Source organism: Cupriavidus sp. GW823-FHT07B10 (assembly GCF_058794355.1).
Genome location: NZ_JBXAGS010000001.1, coordinates 475,219 through 496,360, shown reverse-complemented (window position 1 = coordinate 496,360; position 21,142 = coordinate 475,219). Strand labels below are relative to the sequence as shown.

Sequence of the window (21,142 nt, the reverse complement as noted above, 5' to 3'; positions counted from 1 at the left end):
AGCCAGACGCGGTACTTTTCCCATCAGGAGGTTACCTATGAATCGTCGCCACTTTGTTACCCGGGTTGCCGGATCGGGCCTGCTCGTTGCCACCGCAATGGCGGCAGGCTGCACCACCACCGGCACCAGCGCCTCGAAGGACCCGGTCGCCAAGAAGCAGGAAATCGATGCAGGGGTGGACGGAGCGCTGAACCGGCTGTTCTCCGCCAACCCCGGCGCACGCGACCTGGCGCAGCGTGCGCAAGGAGTCCTGGTGTTCCCGCGTGTCATCTCGGCCGGCCTGGTGGTAGGCGGCGAGTACGGCGAGGGTGCGCTGCGATCGAAGGGCGCGACGGTCGGCTACTACAGCACGACGCAGGCCTCGGTCGGGCTGACCGCCGGCGGGCAGTCCAAGGCCGTCATCATCATGTTCATGACCCCGGAGGCCTACAACAAGTTTGTTGCCAGCAAGGGCTGGACCGCCGGCGCCGATGCCAACGTGGCGGTGGCCAAGGTCGGCGCGGACGGCAGGCTCGACACCCTGACCAGCCAGCAGCCGGTGATTGCCTTCGTGCAGACCAATGCCGGCCTGATGTTCGACGTCTCGGTAAACGGCTCCAAGATCAGCAAGCTGGATATCTGACCCGGCCACCGGCTGCGCCGCTCCACCTGAAATTCCCGGCTTCGGCCGGGAATTTTCATTTCAGGCGGCCGCAGCAACGCTTGCGCATGCCGCGGCAGAATCCGGGGTCCGCTGGCATAATCGCGCCCAAAACACCGCGCGCCAGCGCGTCCGACCGGGAGCCCCCATGTCCGCCATCCCCGCCAGCGCAGGCCCCGCTGGCCGCGTCTACCGTTACTATGACTTCGTCATGGTGGCCTTTGTCACCGTGCTGCTGTGCTCGAACCTGATCGGCGCGGCCAAGGCGGCACAGGTGACGCTGCCCGTGATCGGCACGGTGACCTTCGGCGCCGGCGTGCTGTTCTTCCCGATCTCCTACATCTTCGGCGACGTGTTGACCGAGGTCTACGGCTACGGCCGCGACCGGCGCGTGGTCTGGGCCGGCTTTGCCGCGCTGGCTTTCGCCACCTTCATGAGCCTGGTGGTGCTGAACATGCCGGTGGCGCCCTTCATGGCGGACTACCAGAAAAGCCTGCAGGACGTGTTCGGCAACACCTGGCGGATTGCGCTCGGCTCGCTGATCGCCTTCTGCTGCGGCAGCTTCACCAACAGCTACGTGCTGGCCAAGATGAAGCTGTGGACCTCGGGGAGGTGGCTGTGGACGCGCACGATCGGCTCTACGCTGGCCGGGGAGCTGGTCGACTCGTCGCTGTTCTACGTGATCGCGTTCTACGGCATCTGGCCGCTGGAGAAGGTGATCCAGGTGGCAGTGGCGCAGTACGTGCTGAAGACCGGCTGGGAAGTGGTGATGACACCGGTGACGTACAAGGTAGTCGGGTTCCTGAAGCGGGCCGAGAACGAGGATTATTTCGACCGCAATACCGACTTCACCCCGTTCCGCGTCCGCGTGTAGCGCTAAGGCACGCGCCGGTCCACCTCGTCCAGCGCCAGGTTTTCAAGGTGGCTGACATCGCCCCACTGCGCCAGCGTCAGGTGGCTGCTGTCGCTGCGTAGCCGGTTGACGCTGGCATTGAGCAGTTCATGCTGGCGCGGTGCTTCCAGCGTCATGCCGGTGGCCTCGCGGTACAGGCAGTCAAGCACGCCACCGTGCGCCACCAGCGCGATGCGCTCGCCGGGGTGCCGGCGCGACAGCGCCAGCACCACCTCGACCGCGCGCTCATGGAAGCCCAGCAGCGATTCGCCTTCAGGCGGCGCGTAGTCCGGCACGCGCGCCTGCCAGCGGGCGAAATCCTCGGGCAGGTGCTCGGCTACTTCGGCGTAGGTCTTACCCTGCAGCGTGCCGTAGCTGCGCTCGCGCAGGCGCGCATCGGGGCGCACCTGCAGCCCGAGCACCTCGGCCAGCGGCGCAGCGGTTTCCATCGCACGCGACAGGTCGCTGGCATAGACCGCATCGATCGGCTCGCCCGCCAGCGCCGTGGCCAGCGCGCGCGCCTGGGCGCGGCCCGTCTCGTTCAGGGGAATGTCGAGCTGGCCCTGCAGCCGGCGCTCCCGGTTCCAGGCCGTTTCGCCGTGGCGGATCACGATCAGGTGGGTATAGGCCAGCGAATGCGGCCCGGGGCTTTGCGACATGCCGTTTCCTTCGGGATTTCCTTTGAGGCCGGCGCCGCGCGGCTGGCGCGGCGCCGGCCAGACGTTATTTCGCCAGATTGGGGTTCAGCGTATAAGTGCCGGTGAGGCTGGCCTGCGCCAGCACATGGCCCTGGATCGCCTCGCGCACCTGCGCGCCGGTGAAGGTGCCATCGAGCGGCAGCCGGTCGATGTCCAGCGCATACAGCGTGAACACGTAGTGGTGCAGCAGCGTGTCGTTCCACGGGGGGCACGGGCCGTCATAGCCGTAGTAGTCGCCCTTCATGTCGGCATCGCCGGCGAACCAGCCGGTGTAGTCGTTGATGCCGTGGCGCAGGCCGCCCGCGGTGGCGGTGCCGCCGGTGGCTTCGGGGCCCGGCTTGCCGCGCGCGATCACGCCGTCGCTGTGCGAGCCCGCCGCGATCGAGGTCAGGCCCGGCGGGATGTCGACCAGCACCCAGTGGAAGAAGTCAACGCGCGGCAGCGCGGCCGGCACTTCGCGGCCTTCCTGGTTGACGTCGTCGCCCTTGCTGGGCACGTCGCGGTCGTGGCAGATCAGCACGAACGAGCGCGTCTCGGCCGGGGCGTCTTCCCAGCGCAGGTCGGGATTGCGGTTATTCGACAGGGCCACGTGGGCGGCGGCGTCGGGCACGCAGAAGGCGAACTCGCCGGGAATCGGCGCGTTGTCGTTGAAGGACTTGCTCCAGAGTTTCATTTGTCTCTCCTGTCTTGGTGCCGCGCCGGGGCGCGGCAGCTTGGAATCTGTTCAGGCCGGCGGCACCCGCAGCCAGAAGGTGACCGGGCCGTCGTTGACCAGGCTGACCTGCATCATCGCGCCGAACTCGCCTGTCTGCACCTGCGGATGGGCGGCGCGCGCCTGCGCCACGAAATGCTCGTACAGGCGCCGGCCGTCCTCGGGCGAGGCAGCGGGCGTGAAACTCGGCCGCGTGCCGCTGTTGGTATCGGCCGCCAGCGTGAACTGCGAAACCACCAGCAGCCCGCCGGCGTTGCCGTTGCCGTCCATGTTCTGAACCGGCAGGTTCATCTTGCCGGCAGCATCGGAAAACACCCGGTACGACAGCATCTTGGCCAGCAGCCGCTCGGCCTGCGCCTCGGTGTCGCCGCGCTCGGCGCAGACCAGCGCCAGCAGGCCGGCGCCGATTTCACCGGTGGTGCGGCCTTCGACCGTGACGCGGGCCTGGGCCACCCGCTGGATCAGCGCGATCATCCCGGCCGCCTCAGGCCAGCGTCACGCGCGCGAAACGGCGCTTGCCCACCTGCACGACATAGGTGCCCGCTGCCACCCTGGTGGCCTTGTCGCTGACCGTGGCGCCATCGATCTTGACGCCGCCCTGCTCGATATTGCGGTTGGCTTCCGAGGTGGACGGCACCAGGTTGGCCTGCTTGAGCAGCTGCGCGATGCCCAGCGGCGCGCCAGTCAGGCTCACTGCCGGGATATCGTCCGGCACGCCGCCGCGGGCGCGGTGGTTGAAGTCTTCCAGCGCCTTCTCGGCATCGGCCTGGCTGTGGAAGCGCGCCACGATTTCCTGCGCCAGCAGCACCTTGCAGTCGCGCGGATTGCGGCCCAGCGCGATTTCCTGCTTCATCAGCTCGATCTCGGCCAGCGGGCGGAACGACAGCAGCGTGTAGTACTGCCACATCAGGTCGTCCGAGATGCTCATCAGCTTGCCGAACATCTCGTTGGGCGCCTCGGTCACGCCGACGTAGTTGCCCTTGGACTTGGACATCTTCTCGACGCCGTCCAGGCCCACCAGCAGCGGCATGGTCAGGATGCACTGCGGCTCCTGGCCGTATTCCTTCTGCAGCTCGCGCCCGACCAGCAGGTTGAACTTCTGGTCGGTGCCGCCGAGCTCCAGGTCTGACTTGAGCGCGACCGAGTCATAGCCCTGCATCAGCGGGTACAGGAACTCATGCACGGAGATCGGAATCCCGGAGCGGAAGCGCTTGGTGAAGTCGTCGCGCTCCATCATGCGCGCCACGGTGTACTTGGCCGCCAGTTGGATCATGCCGCGCGCGCCCAGCGGATCGCACCACTCGCTGTTGTAGCGGATCTCGGTGCGGGCCGGGTCCAGCACCAGGCTGGCCTGGCGGTAGTAGGTCTGGGCGTTGGCCTCGATCTGCTCGCGCGTGAGCGGCGGGCGCGTGCTGTTGCGGCCCGACGGATCGCCGATGGTCGAGGTGAAGTCGCCGATCAGGAAGATCACCTGGTGGCCGAGGTCCTGCAGCTGGCGCAGCTTGTTCAGCACCACGGTATGGCCGATATGGATGTCGGGCGCGGTCGGATCCAGGCCCAGCTTGATGCGCAGCGGCACGCCGGTGGCCTCGCTGCGCGCCAGCTTCTGCGCCCATTCGGATTCGATCAGCAGTTCGTCGCAGCCTCGCTTGGAGACTTCCAGGGCCTGCATCACCGACGGCGTCAGGGGGTATTTGGCCGTAGGGCCCGTGGCAACTTCAGTCATGACGTAAGTCTTTGAAATACTTGAAATTTTAGGAAATTTCCTGACAGCCGCCAGAGCCGGATTTTGGTATAATCCGCGATTCCCGGCGCCTACGGAAGCCTTTCCAGTGCGCCACCCGCCACTTTATGCAGCAATGCAGGCGGCCAAATAACAGTGAAGAGCCCGCGCCGCACCTCGGGGGAGGAAGGCAGACGAGACACATCGTCCCCGGCAGCGGTGCTCAGACCAAGGTTGAATTTTACGTGATGTGGTCCAGACTCCGCGAAGTTTTCGCGCGTGAGCTGGTGGTTCTTGTCGATCCGACCAACCCCCAGCACGCGCGGCGGCGCAAACAACTGACGGCCTCGGTGGGCGCAATCTTCACGCTCGGCATGGCCGCGGCGATGGGCGTTGCGCCGCGCAGCGCCTTTGACGATCCGCTCGCACCGCGCACGCAGCAGGCGCTGCGCATGCCCGACGTGCGCGAGCAACTTGAACAGCTTACCGACAGCCAGGCCGTCTACGTGCGCGAAGAACGCATGCAGCGCGGCGACACCATCGCCAGCCTGCTCAAGCGGCTGGGCGTGGACGATGCCGACGCGCAGGCGTTCATCGTCAAGAACCCGACCGCGCGCGGCCTGTTCAACCTGAACCCCGGCCAGGCGGTGCAGGCGGAGATCGACGAAAGCAACACGCTGGTGTCGCTGCAGGCCAACCTGGGCGGCGACGCAGCCGCCTCGCGCGAGCTGGTGATCGAACGCGTGCGCGCGGCCAGCGACAACACCGCCGCCGCCTACAAGGCCAAGGTGCAGCGCGTCGACAATGACGTGCACTATGAGATGGCCTCGGGCGCGATTTCCGCGGGCGGTTTCTTCAAGGCCATGGACGCGGCCAACGTGCCCGACGAAGTCGTGCAGCAGATGCTGTCGATCTTCTCCGGCGTGATCGACTTCCACCACGACATCGCCAGCGGCGACCGCTTCCGCATCATCTACGAAGCGGGCTTCCGCGACGGCACCTTCGTGCGCAACGGCCGCGTGGTCGCACTGGAGCTGATCAACCGCAACCAGCTGCACCAGGCGCTGTGGTTCGCGCCCGAAGACAGCAAGGACGGCGGCGCCTACTACACCTTCGACGGGCGCAGCATGAAGCGGCCGTTCCTGCGTTCGCCGGTGGAATTCTCGCGCGTGTCGTCGGGCTTCGGCGGCCGCGAGCATCCGCTGCATCATGACTGGGCGCAGCACAAGGGCGTGGACTTCGCCGCCCCGACCGGCACCAAGGTGCTGGCCACCGGCGACGGCGTGGTCGAGTTCGTGGGCCAGCAGAACGGCTACGGCAATATCGTCATCCTGAACCACGCCAACGGCTACTCGACCTACTACGCGCACCTGTCCGGCTTTGCCGGCATGCGCCAGGGCCAGCCGGTGCGCCAGGGCCAGCTGATCGGCTATGTCGGCTCGACCGGCTGGGCCACCGGCCCGCACCTGCACTATGAGTTCCGCTTCAACGACGTGCCGCAGAACCCGCTGACCATCACGCTGATGGAATCGCCAACGCTGACCGGCAAGTCGCGCCAGGAATTCCTGACCTACACCAGCGGGCTGCTCAGCCGCATCAATGCGCTGCGCACCTACAACGTGCTGACCGCCTCCAACTGACCGCGCCCATCGTGACCCAGCCCGCGCCTGGCAGCGAACGCTATATCGGCATCATGTCCGGCACCAGCATGGACGGTGCCGACGCAGTGCTGGTGGATTTCAGCGGCGCGCGGCCCGCCGTGCTGGCGGCCGCCAGCCAGCCTTTCCCCGACACGCTGCGCGCGGCATTCTCTGCCCTGCAGCAGCCGGGCGAGGACGAGATCCATCGCGAGGCGCTGGCAGCCAATGCACTGGCGCAGGTCTACGCCGACTGCGTGGCGGCACTGCTGAGCGAGGCCCAGGTCGACGCGGCCGCGGTGGCCGCCATCGGCGCCCACGGCCAGACTATCCGCCACCGGCCGGGCCTGTACGACGGCATCGGCTACACCCGCCAAAGCCAGCATCCGGCGCATCTGGCCGAGCTCGCCGGCATCGACGTGGTGGCGGACTTCCGCAGCCGCGACCTCGCCGCCGGTGGCCAGGGCGCGCCGCTGGTGCCGGCGCTGCACCATGCGCTGTTCGGCAGCGACGCCGAAACCCGCGTTGCCTGCAATATCGGCGGCATCTCCAATATCAGCATCCTGCCCGCGGCGGGCGGCGCCGTCAGCGGCTTTGACTGCGGCCCGGGCAATGCGCTGCTCGACTACTGGGTCGGCCGCCACCGCGGGCTTCCCTTCGACAGCAACGGCGACTGGGCCGCCAGCGGGCGGGTCGACGCCGCGCTGCTGGCGCAGTGCCTGGCCGAGCCCTACTTCAGCGCAGCACCGCCCAAGAGCACCGGGCGCGACCTGTTCCATCCGGGCTGGCTCGAAGCCCGTCTCGCCTCGTTCCAACACCTCGCGCCTGCCGATGTGCAGGCGACACTGGCCGCGCTGACTGCCGAGGCCATCGCGCGCGACATGCGCACCCATGCGCCTGATGCGCGCCGCCTGATCGTCTGCGGCGGCGGCGCCCGCAATGCGTTCGTGATGGCACGACTGACGCAGGCATTGCCCGGCGTGGCCATCGAGACCTCGGATGACTACGGCGTGCCGGTGTCGCAGGTCGAAGCCATCGCCTTTGCCTGGCTGGCACGCCAGTGCCTGCTGCGCCTGCCCGGCAACGTGCCCACCGTGACCGGCGCCGCCGGGCCGCGCGTGCTGGGCGCGATCTATCCGCGCTAAGGCAGGCGCATCGCGCCGCCCGCCTCCACCCAATCCATGAACGCTTGTGCCAGCGGCGAGGCCCGCATGGCCGGCGAGCGCGCCAGCACCACGCGCTGCGGCGTCACCGGCTCGCGCAGCGGCAGGCAGGCGATCGGCACGCCGTCGTAGCTGTGGTCGCCGGCCGGGCGCGTGCACGACAGCGCCACGCCATAGCCGTGCGCCACCAGTCCGCGCTGCATCTCGAAGGTCTGCGTGTACTGGTGCAGCACCGGGTGCAGGCCATGCGCCCAGAACAGCGACAGGAAGTACTCGCGCGTCTGCGGGATGTCCTCGAGGATCAGCCGTTCGCCGGCCAGGTCGGCCAGGCTCACATCGGTGCCGCTTGCCAGCGGATGGCCGGCGGGCAGCAGCGCATAGGGTGCCAGTTCCGCCAGCGTGCGGCGCTCGGTGCGGGCATCGAGCCCCAGTTCATAGGTCAGCGCCAGTTCGGCCTTGCCCGCCTGCAGCGTGCGGTGGACGGTCGCCAGGTCGGCCTCGAACAAGGTCACCGAGATGCCCGGATGGTGCCGGCGCAGCCCCGCCAGCAGACGTGGCACAAAGTACGGCCCGAGGTCCTGGAAGCAGGTCAGCGAGAGCTGGCCGGTCAACCCCCGGCCGGTGGCGTCGTCCACGGTGAGGCCGGCCGCCAGCGCAAGGATGTCTCGTGCCCGCCCCAGCAGGCGCTGACCGGCGGGCGTCAGCGACAACCCACGGCTGACCTGGCGCCTGAAGAGAGGCTCGCCCAGAGTGTCTTCCAGCTGCGCGATCGCGGTGGAGACAGACGGCTGCGACACATGGCGCGCGCGAGCCGCCGCGCTGATGCTGCCGTGCTCGGCTGCGGCGACAAAGTATTCGAGCTGGCGGAAAGAGAAGGGGATCATGATTTCCTATATCGCAACATAGGAAATATATGCTTTTCCTATCCCCAATGCATGGCGATACTGGGCACATCGCCCCCACACAATATCGCCATGAACATCACCCAGGAACACATCGACACCTACCAGCGCGACGGCGTGCTGGTGCTGCGCGGCGCTTTCACCGACTGGGTCGAACGGCTGCGCGACGGCTTTGCGCAGAACCTGGCCGAGCCGGGCCCCTTCGCCATCGAGAACGTACGGCCCGGCGAAAGCGGGCGCTTCTTCGAGGACTACTGCAACTGGCAGCGCATTACGCCGTTCGATGACTTTATCCGCCAGTCGCCGGCGGCTGCCATTGCCGGGCGCATTATGCAGTCGCAGGCGGTGCAGGTGTTCCACGAACACATCCTGGTCAAGGAGCCCGGCACGGCCAAGCCCACGCCGTGGCACCAGGACCTGCCCTACTACTGTGTCGACGGCACCCAGACCGCGAGCTACTGGATCCCGCTGGACCCGGTGACGCAGGCCAATACCCTGCGCGTGGTGGCCGGCTCGCACCGCTGGACGCGGCTGGTGCGGCCCAAGCGCTGGGCCAGCAACGAGAACTTCTATGGAGGTAACGACGCCTTCATGGAGATGCCGGACGTGGAAGACGGCAGCTACACCCTGCTCGCACCGGAACTGGAGCCAGGCGATGCCGTGGTGTTCGACTTCCGTACCGTGCATGGCGCTGCCGGCAATACCGGCAGCGGGCGCCGGCGAGCGTTCTCGGCGCGCTTCCTGGGCGACGACGTGCGCTTCATGCAGCGGCCCGGGCGCACCTCACCGCCCTTTCCCGGCATCGATCAGCAGACCGGCGAGCGCATGCGCGAAGACTGGTTTCCCGTGGTCTGGCGCGCCGCGCGGTAAGCCATCGCGGAAAAGAAAAAACGCACCCGAAGGTGCGTTTTTTTCTGGGCCGGTGCCGGTCAGACCGAGAACGACGAGCCGCAACCGCAGGTGGTCGAGGCATTCGGGTTCTTGATCACGAACTGCGCGCCGTTGATGTCTTCCTTGTAGTCGATCTCGGCGCCGACCAGGTACTGGTAGCTCATCGAGTCGATCAGCAGGGTGACGCCGTTCTTGACCATGGTGGTGTCGTCTTCGTTGACTTCCTCATCGAAGGTGAAGCCATACTGGAAGCCGGAGCAGCCGCCGCCCTGCACGAACACGCGCAGTTTCAGTTCGGCATTGCCCTCTTCCTCGATCAACTGCTTGACCTTGTCGGCGGCGCTGTCGGTAAAGACGAACGGTGCCGGCACGTCCTCGGTAACGGGTGCCTCTGCGACTGCGTTCATGGGGGGTTCTCCTGTTTAGTTGGGTAGGGACAGGTCATTGCTGACCCATCCCCCCCTAAGAACCGTACGTGCGAGTTTCCCCGCATACGGCTCAAGCCTTTCAAAGTACGGTTTATTGTACCGGTTTCACTACGGGTCTGCCGTGGTGGTGCACTTGCTTGTGGCAATCAGGGTGTAGCAGCACACGATTCCCTAGAGCGTCCGAGCCTCCGTATGTACGGTACTCGATGTGATGATCTTCCCATCCTGTCTCTTTGGTGATCTTGCACTCACACACCGCACACAAGCCCCGCTGGGAAATGTAGAGCTTAATCCACTGCTTCCGGTGCGACATGTTGTTTAACATCCGCTCCTGACGCAGCGTTTCGCCGTATCTTTCCTGCGCTGGGTCGAAGGGGTGATAGTCCCCTCGAACCTTCTTGTGCCTTTGGATAGGCGTACCCGCAAGGGAATAAAGCCCCACCCATCGGCTATTGCCGCCGTCATCCACGATCGTGGTTCCAAACACCCAACTCCGATCCCCGACTGGCGCGTAGTACTTCTTCCGCACCCAATCGGTGGTCTTCTGTGGATGTCGCCGTTTCGCCCACCGCCATAGAGCCTTGGATACTGCGTACTCCAGGCGGTTGAACGTGGCCTTCGCAACCACCGGGCTGTGATACTGCGCCCAGCCCCTTAGCATCGGGTTCAGCAAGTTGATGATGTTCACTTGCTTCGCCGTCTTGTTGGCACTGATGACCCCTTTCACCTTGCGATAGAACGTTTGCACATTCTTCTTGCTCGGCTTAATGAGCAGCGTTCCCGAATACTTCCGGAAATTCCACCCGAGGAAGTCAAAGCCGTCAGCGATATTGACGATCCGCGTTTTCTCCGTCGATAGCGTCAGCCCCCGTACTGCCAGGAACTGTTCCACCCACGGCTTCACTTCGCTTTCTAGGATCTCCGGCGTACTGCCAGTGATCACGAAGTCGTCCGCATAGCGCACCACATTCACTTTTAGCTTCTTCGTGTTGACCACGCCCAGTTTAGTCTCGAGAGACTTAACCAGTTGTCGTTCCAACCCGTTCAGCGCAACGTTTGCCAGAGTGGGGGAAATGATGCCCCCCTGCGGTGTTCCGGCTTCGGTCGCCTGAAGCTGGCCTTGAAATACCACGCCAGCTTTCAACCACTTCCGAAGGATTGCTTTGTCCATAGGGACATTGCTTTCCAGCCAGTCGTGACTGATATGGTCAAAGCAGCCTTTGATGTCCGCTTCCAAGATCCATTGGGCCGAAGCCTTTCTGGACAGGTTTAGGAATAGCTGAGACATGGCGTCCGCGGTAGAGCGGTTGATCCGAAACCCATAGGAGTTCGGATCGCTCGTCCCTTCGGACACCGGCTCCAGGGCCAGCAAATACAGCGCTTGCATGGCTCTGTCTAACATGGTCGGAATGCCCAAAGGGCGCTCCTTCCCGTTGGCCTTGGGGATAAAAACCCTCCGTAGTGGCAAAGGTCTATATCCCCGGCGCTTCAACCGCCCGATGGCTTCCCATCGGGTTTCAGGCGAGTCCCATTTTTCGCGATCGACGCCTGCCGTTCGCTTACCTTGGTTCTCCGTCACTCGCTTCACTGCCGATGCCTTGGCAGAAAACGAGCGGGTCAGAGACCGTTGCAAAGCTTTCACCCTGCGCCAATCCCCTTCCTGTGTCGCCTTCGCAATTCGAATCTGCATCTCTCGGACGTTCCGCTCCACGCGGCGCCAATCAATGGCACCCCAGGTTTGCGGCCCGCCGGAGAGCGCAGATTCATCCTTGCGGATCAATGCTTCCATGCTGCTCTCCTATCTTGAGGATCTTCCCCAACATCAAGAGACAGCACGCCCCTTGAGGGACGTGTTGCCCCTCAAGGGAAGAAAATTTAAACAAGCGAGATTAGTCAGCCGTCCTGCGACGATTGACCAGTTGGAAGTCTGCCCGCTTTCGCGTGGGATGATGTTTCAATCCCTATCCGAGCCATTACAGCCCGGCATTCGCTTTCTCCAACCTCCCATACCCGCACAGCCAACAGCGTTCCTTGCGGTTCGCCTGCCTGAGCCAAACTGCGCTCCGGCAGCCATACGGGCTTACCACGTTCCCTGCGCATTACACGACCGGGTTAGGGCCTGCCTTTCCGCCGGCGGTTGTATGGCGACGTGTTCCGGCGTACCAGCGGAACAACCAACCGCACACCTTTTGGTTGATGCCTATCAGCAGCTTTGGCATCTCAATACTGACGACGTTTACCAGCAGTTCACATACGTTGCCCATGCCAGCCAGCCTAGCTCCTCAACCCCAATTGCTGCTCGGAGTCTCTGCCGTCCAGTCTCACGACTAGGCGACACCCTTGCGGGGGAAACATTGTCAGGAGAGCTTCACACCCCACCGTTACCAGTGACGCATGTCCCCTTAGGCTACTGCTAGTCGCATAGCAGGTTCTCTATCGAAACACCCTCACGGGCACATTCGACCGAACCATAACGCGCAGAGCTTGCGCTCCGGGACCTCACTTCCTACTTCATGTGCTCCCATATTGGCGAGCGCTTGACGGTGGGTGAACTCTTTCGAGCGCAGACCTCCGTCCCAAGGCGTACAGCGCCGACCCGACTGGGTCGGTTTGAATGCCGTGTAACGACTTCGCAACCAAACTAACGTTGCGCAACCGCCCGCACCCTCCGTAGAGGAGGCGTTTACAAAGAAACTCGCCCAAAGGCGAGCGTCCCCGCCCTTGGGCAATGGCTGGAAATTCATCCAGCAGAAAGCAAACCGCGGGTAGCCAATACTCCGGCTCCCGCAGCACATCGGACTCCCCCTGGCTGTTCGGCTGGGTTCGTCTAAGCAAGAAATTGGTTGGGATTAGACGGTCTGGCAGAAGCCTTTCCGTGTCCCAACAAGGTCGATGCTCCTTACGTTGGAGCTGCCCGGACACGATAGTGCGTGTCGCACGATACGCCTGTATTCTAAGCGCTACTGAAAGATCGTGCCGAAACCCTGTGTTTTCAAGGGGTTCCCGGCATGGCGGGTGCCGCTCAGGCGGCCTTTTCAGTGGGTTGGGTGTCGGCAGCGGGCGTTGCGCGGTCCGTGACAGCAGCCTCGTCCGCCGCTTCCGTCACTTCGACCGCCGGCGCCGCCTCGACCAGGTTCGGCAGCGCCTTGATCTCGCCTTGCACCAGCGGCATCAGGCGGCCTTCGACCAGCGCGCCCTGGTGCATTTCCAGCGCCGCATAGCGCACGTCGCCCAGCACGCGGGCATGCGACTGCAGTTCGAGCAGGTCGGTGGCCTGCACCGGGCCCTTGACGGTGCCGTTGAGCACCAGGTGGCCGACGCTGATCTCGCCCTCGACCATGCCTTTCTCGCTGACCACCAGCATGCTCGGCTTGCCCGGCGCCGCGGTGACGTTGCCGCGCACGCGGCCGTCCAGGCGCAGGCCGCCCGCAAATACCAGGTCGCCGTCGACGGCGGTGTCTTCGCCGATCAGAGTATCGATCGAAAGGCCCTTCTTTTTCGAAAACAGCATCACTCTCACTCCTCTCTCGTTCGTGCCGAATCCTCCGGCCGTGGCGCATTCGCGCCGGCAAGCAGCACTTGCCGATGGCGACAGGGCGTGATTGTAGCCGCGCGCAGCCCATACCCCACAAAAGTATGGCTGCCCAATCGCTTTTTCGGCAGGCCAGAGTATTTCCGTACCCTGCAGGCGAAAAAAAACCGCACGGCCAGCGTGCGGTTTCTTTGGTCTCGCAAGATCCGGCAGTACCGGACCTGCGAAAACGCATCAGCGCTTCGAGAACTGCTTGCGACGACGCGCCTTGTGGAAGCCGACCTTCTTACGCTCGACTTCACGTGCATCGCGCGTGACGTAGCCAGCCTTCGACAGGGCCGACTTCAGGGTCGCATCGTAATCGATCAGGGCGCGGGTGATGCCGTGGCGCACTGCGCCGGCCTGGCCGGTTTCGCCACCGCCGGTCACGTTGACCTTGATGTCGAACGTTTCAGCGTGAGCGGTCAGTTCCAGGGGCTGGCGCACGATCATCAGCGAGGTTTCGCGAGCGAAATACTCTTTGATGGGCTTGCCGTTGACGATGATATCGCCCTTGCCCGACTTGATGAAGACACGAGCCACAGCGCTCTTGCGGCGGCCAGTACCGTAATTCCAGTTACCGATCATGGATTGGCCTCCTTAGATTTCCAGCGCCTTGGGCTGCTGCGCTTCATGCGGATGCTCGGCTTCGGCGTAAACCTTCAGCTTCTTGATCATCGCGTAGCCCAGCGGACCCTTCGGCAGCATGCCCTTGACAGCCTTTTCCAGGGCACGGCCCGGGAAACGCTGCTGCATCTTGCCGAACGTCGTTTCGTAGATACCGCCCGGGTAGCCCGAATGGCGATAGTACTTCTTGTCCGTTTCCTTGGTACCCGTGACACGCAGCTTGGCTGCATTGACGATGATGATGTAATCACCCGTGTCGACGTGCGGAGTGAATTCCGGCTTGTGCTTGCCGCGCAGACGGCGTGCCACTTCGCTGGCGACACGGCCGAGGACTTTGTCCGTCGCGTCAATCACGTACCAGTCGCGCTTTACCTCATGAGGCTTGGCGGAAAAGGTCTTCATGATTTTTCCTGACTATTAGTTCGTACCCGAAATCCGACTCGCGAAGGCTTGTACTCGCCCCTGCAAGTCTTGTGGCTGGCCCGTGAGGGCTGGCCTGATCCTGCTCTTTCTTCCGCGGGTATGACGGAAAGCCTTCCATTATACTGGCGGCTACCGGAACCACACAAGCAAAGACTGACCTTTTCGTCAAGGTCGCCGCCATCGCGGGCCCAAACCAGGGCAGCGTCGCGCGCTTTTCAGTGCTTAGCGCGCCAGAACGCAGGGGCGAAAAAAAACCCAAGCGGTTGAGCTTGGGTTTGAATCCACCAAAGGAGGAGGGTGGAGGAGACACTGGGAGATCGACGGAGGGACTGGCGGGCGGTGCGGCTTGCCCTGGGGCTTCGCTTTCGCACTCTGGCGCGCTGTCAGTGCCGTCGTTCAATGATTCAAATTATACATGGGGTTTTCCCCAGTGCAAGCAAAATTTGTACTGCGAAATGCAATTTCGTATTGCGGAAAGAAAAACGTGACGCACCAGACAGGGCATTTCGATTAAAAATCAATGACTTACGAAAAATCAAGGTATGTCATTGAGCTGTCATACTAGAGGAAACCCTCAGATTTCATAGGGATTTGGGCGTCAGCAACCCAAGCCGGGCGATGCCATATACTGAGAATTGCAAGATTCGAGATCATGCGCCTGTGATCGGAAGCACACAATATAAACGACAGGAACGAACAAAATGGAATGCAAAGTGACATGGATGGGTGCCGACGGCATGAGCTTCGTGGCCCAGACCGGCAGCGGCCATATCGTGGCGATGGACGGTGCGCCCGACGGCGGCGGCCATAACCTGGCACCGCGGCCGATGGAGATGGTGCTGCTCGGCACCGGCGGCTGCACCGCCTATGACGTGGTGCTGATCCTCAAGCGCGGCCGCCAGGACGTTTCCGGCTGCAGCGTGCAGCTGCAGGCCGAGCGCGCCGGCGAGGACCCCAAAGTCTTCACCCGCATCAACTTCCATTTTGTGGTGACCGGCAAGAATCTCAACTCCGCCACGGTCGAGCGTGCCATCAAGCTGTCGCACGAAAAGTACTGCTCGGCGTCGATCATGCTGGCCAAGACGGCCGAGATCACGCACACGATGGAAATCGTCGAAGCCTGAAAGGAAGATGCAGACCCGGTACGCCGTGGTGGCGCCGGGTCATGCCGGAAGAAGAAGCAAAGCAGGCCGATAAGCCGGATTCTGTGCGCCCCGCCCGCCTTGCGGCAAACGGTGCGTGACAACCATTCCTCTAGGCCGGCTGTTACCAGCCGGCTCCAGCTCCCTACCCGCAGACTCAGCGGGCCGCTTCATCGCCTGCCTATTTGGGATTGCTCCAGGTGGAGGTTACCGCGTTTCACCCTTCCCGCCGGGCGAACCCGGCGGCAAGACTCGTCTCTGTGGCCCTATTCCGCACGTTGCCGTGGATGGCTGTTAGCCAACACCCTGCCCTGTGGAGTCCGGACTTTCCTCCCCCTGCACCTTGCGGTGCAGGCAGCGGTTGCCTGGCCTGCTTTGCGGCCCGCAGTCTAACACCGATTGGCGGCGCCTTCAGCCGGCGCGCCGTCCTGGGCGGAACACAGAGGTATCGGCGTAGAAGCCAGGTTCGGCGTTATCGTCGCACCAGCCCGGAATACCCATCACCGGCAGCGGCGCAAAACTGCGCCCGCCGCGCAGCGCGCCAGCCTGGGCCGCAGCGGCAAGGGATTGCGCCAGCATGACGTCCAGCCACGGGCCTGCCGCCTGCTGCGGCGCCAGCGGCAGCACCCATGCATGGGCAGTGACCGACTTGTACGGCTGCACCAGTTTTTCGAGTAGCGCATGGCCGAACGGCACCACCGTGCAGGCCCTGCCCCACGCCGGCCTGGATTCGACCAGCAGCCGCTGCCACGCAAACCCCTTGAGCGCATCCGCCAGGTCCTGGTCGGTGCTGACAAACAGCACCGCATTTTCGTCGAACAGGGTCGCCGCATCGCGCACGCTGCCGCGCGTGGTCTGCACGCCTTCGCGCGCAATGACCTCGGCCTGGATCTGGTTGAGCACGCGCTTGGCTTGCGGGAAATGCAGCCAGGTCAGCGCGTTGAAGAAATCGTGGAGATTGTCGCGGGTCGGGATCTCGCCGGTGGCATGGATATGCGCCTCATAGGCGCTGCCTTCCGGCAAGGCATGCTGGGCAATGAAACGCAGCGGCAGGCCGCGGGCATTGCACAGGCGGAGTTGGGCTGCATGCGCACTTAGCAGCGCGCGCAGATCGGCGCCGCCCTGCACCGCCGCAGCGAGCGCGGCACCCTGCGCAGCAAACAGCTGGAACCACGGCCGGGACCAGTCGATCCCGGCCAGCGCGGCGACGAAGGGCTCGTCGCCCGCTTGCGCCTGCATGGGCAAGGCCGCAGCAGGGTTTAGCGGGCCTTCCAGCGCAGCGTCTCGCCGCCGCGCAGCGGCACCAGCGTGGTGTCGCCATAGGGCAGCTCGGCCGGCAGTTCCCAGTCCTCGCGCTCCAGCGTCAGCGTGCCGGTGTTGCGCGGCAGGCCGTAGAAGGCCGGGCCGTTGAAGCTGGCAAAGGCTTCCAGCTTGTCCAGCGCGCCGGCGGCGTCGAAGGCCTCGGCATACAGCTCCATCGCATGCAGCGCGGTATAGCAGCCGGCGCAGCCGCAGGCGTGCTCCTTCAGCCCGCGCGCGTGCGGCGCGCTGTCGGTGCCCAGGAAAAAGCGCGGGCTGCCCGAGACCGCGGCCGCCACCAGGGCCTCGCGATGGGTCTCGCGCTTGAGCACCGGCAGGCAGTAGTAGTGCGGGCGGATGCCGCCGGTGAAGATGGCGTTGCGGTTGTAGAGCAGGTGGTGCGCGGTGATGGTGGCGCCGACCGGGCCGCTGGCGTCGCGCACGTATTCGGCGGCATCCTTGGTGGTGATGTGCTCGAACACCACCTTCAGCTCTGGCATGTCGCGGCGCAGCGGCGTCATCACGCGGTCGATAAAGACGGCTTCGCGATCGAAGATGTCGATGCTGGGGTCGGTCACCTCGCCATGCACCAGCAGCGGCAGGCCCGCGCGCTGCATCGCTTCCAGCGCCGGGTAGCAGCGGCGGATATCGGTCACGCCGGCGTCGCTGTTGGTGGTGGCGCCGGCCGGGTACAGCTTGACGCCGTGCACGAAGCCGCTGGCCTTGGCCGCGGCGATCTCTTCGGCCGTGGTGTTGTCGGTCAGGTACAGCGTCATCAGCGGCTCGAACTGCAGGCCGGCCGGCAGCGCCGCCAGGATGCGGGCACGGTAGGCCTGCGCCTGCGCCACCGTGGTCACGGGCGGCTTCAGGTTGGGCATGATGATGGCGCGTGCGAACTGGCGCGCGGTGTCGGGCAGCACGGCGGCCAGGGCCGCGCCGTCGCGCAGGTGCAGGTGCCAGTCGTCCGGGCGGGTGATGGTGAGCTTCTGGGTCATGGCTAGCTTGGGCCTGCCGCGGCGGCGGCTGGCGTTCGTCGAAATCAGAGAATCAGGATGGCGCGGTAGTCGTTCACATTGGTGCGCGTCGGGCCGGTGACTACCAGGTCGCCGATGGCATCGAACAGGCCCCAGGCGTCGTGCGCGTCCAGCTGGCGCAGTCCCGGCAGGCCGGCGGCCGCGGCGCGCGCCAGCGTGGTCGGATCGGCCAGCGCACCGGCATTGTCTTCCGAACCGTCGATGCCGTCGGTGTCGGCCGCGATCGCATGCACGCCGGGCATGCCGTCAAGCTCGACCGCCAGCGACAGCAGGAATTCGGAGCAACGCCCGCCCCGTGCCTTCGTGGCGCCACCGCCGGCAGGCAAAGTGACCGTGCACTCACCTCCGGAAATCAGCGCCACGGGCGCGGCAAACGGCGCATTGTACGCGCGAATCTCGCGCACCAGCGCGGCGTAGACGCGGGCCACTTCGCGCGCTTCGCCGGTCACGGTATCGCCCAGCACCACCGGGGTGATGCCGCGTTCGCGGAACAGCGCCGCGGCCGCCTGCAGGCTGCCATGTGCAGTGGCGATCATGCGGTGGTCGACCCGGGCGAACAGTGCATCGCCCGGCTTGGGCGTCTCCGGCACGTCGCCGCGGGCGCCGCGCTCCAGGTGTGCCTGCACGCTGGCCGGCACCTGCGCGCCCCAGCGGCGCAGGATCTCCAGCGCATCGGCAAAGGTGCTCGGGTCGGCCACGGTCGGGCCCGAGGCGATCGCACTGGGATCGTCGCCGGCCACGTCCGAGACGATCAGCGTGGTCACCGGTGCACGGCTTGCCTGCGCCAGCCGCCCGCCCTGGATGCGCGAGACATGCTTGCGCACGATATTCATCTCGGTGATCGGCGCGCCACAGCGCAGCAGTTCCCGAGTGGCGGCCTTCAGGTCAGCCATCGGGATGCCTTCGGCCGGCAGCGACAGCAGGCTGGAGCCGCCGCCTGACACCAGCACCAGCAGCCGGTCCTGCGGCGTCAGCGACTGCACGCTGGCCAGGATATCGGCGGCGGCCTGCTCGCCGGCCTCGTCGGGCACCGGATGGCCGGCCTCGATCACGCGGATATGGTCGGTCGGCAGCCCGTGGGCGTAGCGCGTGACCACCAGCCCCTCCAGCGTGGCCTTGCCAGCGTAGGCACGCTCGACCGCCGCGGCCATCGACGCCGCGGCCTTGCCCGCGCCCACCACCAGCGTGCGGCCGCCCGCGTGCGGGGGTGGCAGGTGCTGCGCCACGATCTGCAGCGGATCGGCCGCCGCCACCGCCGCGTGGAAGCTGTCCAGCAGCAAGGCGCGGGGATCGCCCGCGACCGCCGCGCTCACAGCGCCTCCGCGATAGCCAGGCCCAGGTCGGCAGTGCCGGCCTTGCCGCCGATGTCGCGCGTCAGCGGCGCGTGTTCGGGGCCCGCGGCCAGCACCTTTTCGATCGCGCCCAGTACGGCGGCGCCGGCTGCTTCATGGCCCAGGTGCTCCAGCATCATGGCGCCGCACCAGATCTGGCCGATCGGGTTGGCCACGCCGCGCCCGGCAATATCCGGGGCCGAGCCGTGCACCGGCTCGAACAGGCTGGGAAAGGTGCGGTCGGGGTTGATATTGCCCGACGGCGCGATGCCGATGGTGCCGGTGCAAGCCGGGCCCAGGTCGGACAGGATGTCGCCGAACAGGTTGCTGGCCACCACAACGTCGAACCAGTCCGGATGCTGGACGAAATGCGCGGTCAGGATGTCGATGTGGTACTTGTCGACCTTGATGCCGGGGTAGCTGGCCGCCATCGCCTCGACGCGCTCGTCCCAGTACGGCATGGTGATCGAGATGCCATTGGACTTGGTCGCCGACGTCAGGTGCTTCTTCGGCCGCTTCTGTGCCAACTCGAAGGCAAACTTCAGGATGCGGTCGACGCCGGTGCGGCTCATCACGGTTTCCTGCACCACGATCTCGCGCTCGGTGCCCGGGAACATGCGCCCGCCGATGCTGGAGTATTCACCCTCGGTGTTCTCGCGCACCACATAAAAGTCGATATCGCCAGGCTGGCGGCCGGCCAGCGGGCTCCTGATGCCGGGCATCAGCCGCACCGGGCGCAGGTTCACGTACTGGTCGAACGAGCGCCGGAACTGCAGCAGCGAACCCCACAGCGAGACGTGGTCAGGCACGGCATCAGGCCAGCCCACCGCGCCGAAGTAGATGGCGTCGTACTTGACCAGCGTGTCGAACCAGTCGTCCGGCAGCATCTTGCCGTGGCGGGCGTAGTAGTCGCAGCTGGAAAAGTCGAAGTGGTCCCACTGGAAGTCGATGCCGAAGCGCCGCGCCGCGGCGTCCATCACGCGGATGCCCTCGGGCATGACTTCCGTGCCGATTCCGTCTCCGGGAATCACGGCGATCTTGTATTGGCGCATGGTTATTGGGGAGATACGTGCAGGATGGCCGGTCGCCGCGCGCGGCCGGCCGACGCTGCTTGGCAGCGGCCCGGGTGCGCGGGATAATGTCTGCATTCTATTGCAAAGCGGCAGCCCGCTGCCGACCGGTGCCCCGATATGTGCCAGCTGCTAGGCATGAACTGCGCCACGCCGACCGACGTGACGTTCTCCTTCACCGGCTTTGCCGCGCGTGGTGGCCTGACCGACCATCACGCCGACGGCTTCGGTGTGGCCTTCTTCGAGGACAAGGCCTGCCGCCTGTTTATCGACAACCAGTCCGCCGGCACCTCGCCGGTGGCAGACCTGATCAAGCGCTACCCGATCAAGTCCAAGAACGTCATCTCGCATATCCGCAAGGCCACGCAGGGCACCGTGCTGCTGGAGAACTGCCACCCCTTCATGCGCGAGCTGTGGGGCCGCCACTGGATCTTTGCCCATAACGGCGACCTGAAGGGCTTCACCCCGTTCCTGTCCGGCGTCTACCAGCCAGTGGGCGATACCGACAGCGAACTGGCCTTCTGCACGCTGATGCAGGGCCTGCGCAAGCGCTTCCCGGGTTCGCAGCCGCCGCTGAACGAGCTGTGCCATGCGCTGGCCGACATCACCCGCGAGATCACGCTGCATGGCGTGTTCAACTACCTGCTGTGCAACGGCCAGGCCCAGTTCGCGCACTGCTCCACGCACCTGTACTACATCGTGCGGCAGTGGCCGTTCTCGACCGCGCACCTGATCGACGCCGACCTGTCGATCGACTTCGCCCAGGTCACCACACCGGACGACCGCGTGGCGGTGATCGCCACCCAGCCGCTGACCGACAACGAGACCTGGACCCGCTTCGCCCCGGGCGAGCTGATCATGTTCGAGGACGGGCACCCGACCATGACGCTGACGGTGCCGATCCCGCCTGAAGTGCAGGCGAAGAACGCGGCCAACACGGCCTGCACCTGAGCCATCGG

Annotated in this window: 21 protein-coding genes and 1 other RNA gene; 7 read left to right on the top strand and 15 right to left on the bottom strand. The window is 65.2% G+C overall.

The window, feature by feature from the left end:
• The first annotated feature begins 37 nt into the window (after positions 1-37).
• Both AC1Q6V_RS02450 and AC1Q6V_RS02445 read left to right on the top strand, forming a co-directional pair.
• On the top strand, positions 38-622 hold the full coding sequence (locus AC1Q6V_RS02450) for a BPSL1445 family SYLF domain-containing lipoprotein (protein WP_010813894.1): 585 nt from the start codon (positions 38-40) through the stop codon (positions 620-622).
• Positions 623-788: 166 nt separating this feature from the next.
• A complete protein-coding gene (locus AC1Q6V_RS02445) occupies positions 789-1,514 on the top strand; it encodes a queuosine precursor transporter (RefSeq protein WP_010813895.1) in 726 nt (241 codons plus the stop codon).
• Between the two features lie 2 nt (positions 1,515-1,516).
• On the opposite strand, the gene AC1Q6V_RS02440 is transcribed toward AC1Q6V_RS02445, so the two are convergent.
• The 4 genes from AC1Q6V_RS02440 to tyrS all read right to left on the bottom strand — a co-directional run bounded on the left by AC1Q6V_RS02440 (position 1,517) and on the right by tyrS (position 4,668).
• Complete coding sequence (locus AC1Q6V_RS02440) at positions 1,517-2,191, bottom strand: histidine phosphatase family protein (RefSeq protein ID WP_010813896.1); 675 nt, start codon at positions 2,189-2,191, stop codon at positions 1,517-1,519.
• A gap of 64 nt (positions 2,192-2,255) precedes the next feature.
• Positions 2,256-2,903, bottom strand: coding sequence for a YbhB/YbcL family Raf kinase inhibitor-like protein (locus tag AC1Q6V_RS02435; RefSeq protein WP_010813897.1), 648 nt, complete (start codon positions 2,901-2,903; stop codon positions 2,256-2,258).
• Between the two features lie 51 nt (positions 2,904-2,954).
• The gene (dtd, locus tag AC1Q6V_RS02430) at positions 2,955-3,416 is read right to left on the bottom strand and encodes a D-aminoacyl-tRNA deacylase (protein WP_010813898.1); all 462 of its coding nucleotides are present in this window, start codon (positions 3,414-3,416) and stop codon (positions 2,955-2,957) included.
• A gap of 10 nt (positions 3,417-3,426) precedes the next feature.
• Positions 3,427-4,668, bottom strand: a complete 1,242-nt coding sequence (tyrS, locus tag AC1Q6V_RS02425; RefSeq protein WP_010813899.1) for a tyrosine--tRNA ligase — start codon at positions 4,666-4,668, stop codon at positions 3,427-3,429.
• Between the two features lie 245 nt (positions 4,669-4,913).
• Here tyrS and AC1Q6V_RS02420 point away from each other — a divergent pair, with 245 nt between their 5' ends.
• Positions 4,914-6,305 (top strand): M23 family metallopeptidase, encoded by a 1,392-nt coding sequence (locus AC1Q6V_RS02420; RefSeq protein WP_010813900.1) that lies wholly within the window; start codon positions 4,914-4,916, stop codon positions 6,303-6,305.
• A gap of 11 nt (positions 6,306-6,316) precedes the next feature.
• Positions 6,317-7,447 (top strand): anhydro-N-acetylmuramic acid kinase, encoded by a 1,131-nt coding sequence (locus AC1Q6V_RS02415; RefSeq protein WP_010813901.1) that lies wholly within the window; start codon positions 6,317-6,319, stop codon positions 7,445-7,447.
• Here the strand turns inward: AC1Q6V_RS02415 and AC1Q6V_RS02410 are convergent.
• Positions 7,444-8,349 (bottom strand): LysR family transcriptional regulator, encoded by a 906-nt coding sequence (locus tag AC1Q6V_RS02410; protein ID WP_011614539.1) that lies wholly within the window; start codon positions 8,347-8,349, stop codon positions 7,444-7,446. The two genes, AC1Q6V_RS02415 and AC1Q6V_RS02410, sit on opposite strands and share 4 nt — an antisense overlap.
• Positions 8,350-8,439: 90 nt before the next feature.
• On the opposite strand from AC1Q6V_RS02410, the gene AC1Q6V_RS02405 reads away from it, so the two are divergent.
• Positions 8,440-9,237 (top strand): phytanoyl-CoA dioxygenase family protein, encoded by a 798-nt coding sequence (locus AC1Q6V_RS02405; RefSeq protein ID WP_454749235.1) that lies wholly within the window; start codon positions 8,440-8,442, stop codon positions 9,235-9,237.
• A gap of 59 nt (positions 9,238-9,296) precedes the next feature.
• Here the strand turns inward: AC1Q6V_RS02405 and erpA are convergent, their stop codons facing one another.
• From erpA to rplM, 5 genes are all read right to left on the bottom strand, one after another.
• Positions 9,297-9,665: an iron-sulfur cluster insertion protein ErpA gene (gene erpA / locus AC1Q6V_RS02400; RefSeq protein ID WP_010813904.1), complete on the bottom strand. Its 369-nt coding sequence runs from the start codon at positions 9,663-9,665 to the stop codon at positions 9,297-9,299.
• A 112-nt stretch (positions 9,666-9,777) separates the two neighbouring features.
• Entirely contained in the window at positions 9,778-11,475 is a 1,698-nt protein-coding gene (ltrA, locus tag AC1Q6V_RS02395) for a group II intron reverse transcriptase/maturase (RefSeq protein ID WP_116317115.1), read from the bottom strand.
• A 1,233-nt stretch (positions 11,476-12,708) separates the two neighbouring features.
• Entirely contained in the window at positions 12,709-13,197 is a 489-nt protein-coding gene (locus tag AC1Q6V_RS02390; protein ID WP_454749234.1) for a bactofilin family protein, read from the bottom strand.
• A 255-nt stretch (positions 13,198-13,452) separates the two neighbouring features.
• Positions 13,453-13,845: a 30S ribosomal protein S9 gene (gene rpsI, locus AC1Q6V_RS02385; protein WP_010813906.1), complete on the bottom strand. Its 393-nt coding sequence runs from the start codon at positions 13,843-13,845 to the stop codon at positions 13,453-13,455.
• A gap of 12 nt (positions 13,846-13,857) precedes the next feature.
• On the bottom strand, positions 13,858-14,286 hold the full coding sequence (rplM, locus tag AC1Q6V_RS02380; protein WP_010813907.1) for a 50S ribosomal protein L13: 429 nt from the start codon (positions 14,284-14,286) through the stop codon (positions 13,858-13,860).
• A 722-nt stretch (positions 14,287-15,008) separates the two neighbouring features.
• Here rplM and AC1Q6V_RS02375 point away from each other — a divergent pair.
• Positions 15,009-15,431, top strand: a complete 423-nt coding sequence (locus AC1Q6V_RS02375) for an OsmC family protein (RefSeq protein ID WP_454749233.1) — start codon at positions 15,009-15,011, stop codon at positions 15,429-15,431.
• A 54-nt stretch (positions 15,432-15,485) separates the two neighbouring features.
• Here AC1Q6V_RS02375 and rnpB read toward each other — a convergent pair.
• The 5 genes from rnpB to AC1Q6V_RS02350 form a co-directional block, all read right to left on the bottom strand.
• Positions 15,486-15,826, bottom strand: an RNA gene (gene rnpB, locus AC1Q6V_RS02370) — RNase P RNA component class A.
• A gap of 34 nt (positions 15,827-15,860) precedes the next feature.
• Positions 15,861-16,688, bottom strand: coding sequence for a DUF3025 domain-containing protein (locus tag AC1Q6V_RS02365; protein WP_454749232.1), 828 nt, complete (start codon positions 16,686-16,688; stop codon positions 15,861-15,863).
• Positions 16,689-16,708: 20 nt separating this feature from the next.
• The gene (pyrC, locus tag AC1Q6V_RS02360) at positions 16,709-17,743 is read right to left on the bottom strand and encodes a dihydroorotase (protein ID WP_011614536.1); all 1,035 of its coding nucleotides are present in this window, start codon (positions 17,741-17,743) and stop codon (positions 16,709-16,711) included.
• A 44-nt stretch (positions 17,744-17,787) separates the two neighbouring features.
• Positions 17,788-19,095: a glycerate kinase type-2 family protein gene (locus tag AC1Q6V_RS02355; RefSeq protein ID WP_454749231.1), complete on the bottom strand. Its 1,308-nt coding sequence runs from the start codon at positions 19,093-19,095 to the stop codon at positions 17,788-17,790.
• Positions 19,092-20,165, bottom strand: a complete 1,074-nt coding sequence (locus tag AC1Q6V_RS02350; protein WP_010813912.1) for a tartrate dehydrogenase — start codon at positions 20,163-20,165, stop codon at positions 19,092-19,094. Before AC1Q6V_RS02350 ends, AC1Q6V_RS02355 begins: the two co-directional genes overlap by 4 nt.
• A 138-nt stretch (positions 20,166-20,303) precedes the next feature.
• Between AC1Q6V_RS02350 and AC1Q6V_RS02345 the strand changes: the two genes are divergently transcribed.
• Positions 20,304-21,134, top strand: coding sequence for a class II glutamine amidotransferase (locus AC1Q6V_RS02345; RefSeq protein WP_010813913.1), 831 nt, complete (start codon positions 20,304-20,306; stop codon positions 21,132-21,134).
• The last annotated feature ends 8 nt before the right edge of the window (positions 21,135-21,142 follow it).

What these genes read in the sequence shown, in the direction of transcription:
- AC1Q6V_RS02450 (WP_010813894.1), top strand. Translation starts at nt 38, where the DNA reads ATGAATCGTCGCCACTTTGTTACCCGGGTTGCCGGATCGGGCCTGCTC.
- AC1Q6V_RS02445 (WP_010813895.1), top strand. Translation starts at nt 789, where the DNA reads ATGTCCGCCATCCCCGCCAGCGCAGGCCCCGCTGGCCGCGTCTACCGT.
- AC1Q6V_RS02440 (WP_010813896.1), bottom strand. Translation starts at nt 2,191, where the DNA reads ATGTCGCAAAGCCCCGGGCCGCATTCGCTGGCCTATACCCACCTGATC.
- AC1Q6V_RS02435 (WP_010813897.1), bottom strand. Translation starts at nt 2,903, where the DNA reads ATGAAACTCTGGAGCAAGTCCTTCAACGACAACGCGCCGATTCCCGGC.
- dtd (WP_010813898.1), bottom strand. Translation starts at nt 3,416, where the DNA reads ATGATCGCGCTGATCCAGCGGGTGGCCCAGGCCCGCGTCACGGTCGAA.
- tyrS (WP_010813899.1), bottom strand. Translation starts at nt 4,668, where the DNA reads ATGACTGAAGTTGCCACGGGCCCTACGGCCAAATACCCCCTGACGCCG.
- AC1Q6V_RS02420 (WP_010813900.1), top strand. Translation starts at nt 4,914, where the DNA reads ATGTGGTCCAGACTCCGCGAAGTTTTCGCGCGTGAGCTGGTGGTTCTT.
- AC1Q6V_RS02410 (WP_011614539.1), bottom strand. Translation starts at nt 8,349, where the DNA reads ATGATCCCCTTCTCTTTCCGCCAGCTCGAATACTTTGTCGCCGCAGCC.
- AC1Q6V_RS02405 (WP_454749235.1), top strand. Translation starts at nt 8,440, where the DNA reads ATGAACATCACCCAGGAACACATCGACACCTACCAGCGCGACGGCGTG.
- erpA (WP_010813904.1), bottom strand. Translation starts at nt 9,665, where the DNA reads ATGAACGCAGTCGCAGAGGCACCCGTTACCGAGGACGTGCCGGCACCG.
- ltrA (WP_116317115.1), bottom strand. Translation starts at nt 11,475, where the DNA reads ATGGAAGCATTGATCCGCAAGGATGAATCTGCGCTCTCCGGCGGGCCG.
- AC1Q6V_RS02390 (WP_454749234.1), bottom strand. Translation starts at nt 13,197, where the DNA reads ATGCTGTTTTCGAAAAAGAAGGGCCTTTCGATCGATACTCTGATCGGC.
- rpsI (WP_010813906.1), bottom strand. Translation starts at nt 13,845, where the DNA reads ATGATCGGTAACTGGAATTACGGTACTGGCCGCCGCAAGAGCGCTGTG.
- rplM (WP_010813907.1), bottom strand. Translation starts at nt 14,286, where the DNA reads ATGAAGACCTTTTCCGCCAAGCCTCATGAGGTAAAGCGCGACTGGTAC.
- AC1Q6V_RS02375 (WP_454749233.1), top strand. Translation starts at nt 15,009, where the DNA reads ATGGAATGCAAAGTGACATGGATGGGTGCCGACGGCATGAGCTTCGTG.
- AC1Q6V_RS02365 (WP_454749232.1), bottom strand. Translation starts at nt 16,688, where the DNA reads ATGCAGGCGCAAGCGGGCGACGAGCCCTTCGTCGCCGCGCTGGCCGGG.
- pyrC (WP_011614536.1), bottom strand. Translation starts at nt 17,743, where the DNA reads ATGACCCAGAAGCTCACCATCACCCGCCCGGACGACTGGCACCTGCAC.
- AC1Q6V_RS02350 (WP_010813912.1), bottom strand. Translation starts at nt 20,165, where the DNA reads ATGCGCCAATACAAGATCGCCGTGATTCCCGGAGACGGAATCGGCACG.
- AC1Q6V_RS02345 (WP_010813913.1), top strand. Translation starts at nt 20,304, where the DNA reads ATGTGCCAGCTGCTAGGCATGAACTGCGCCACGCCGACCGACGTGACG.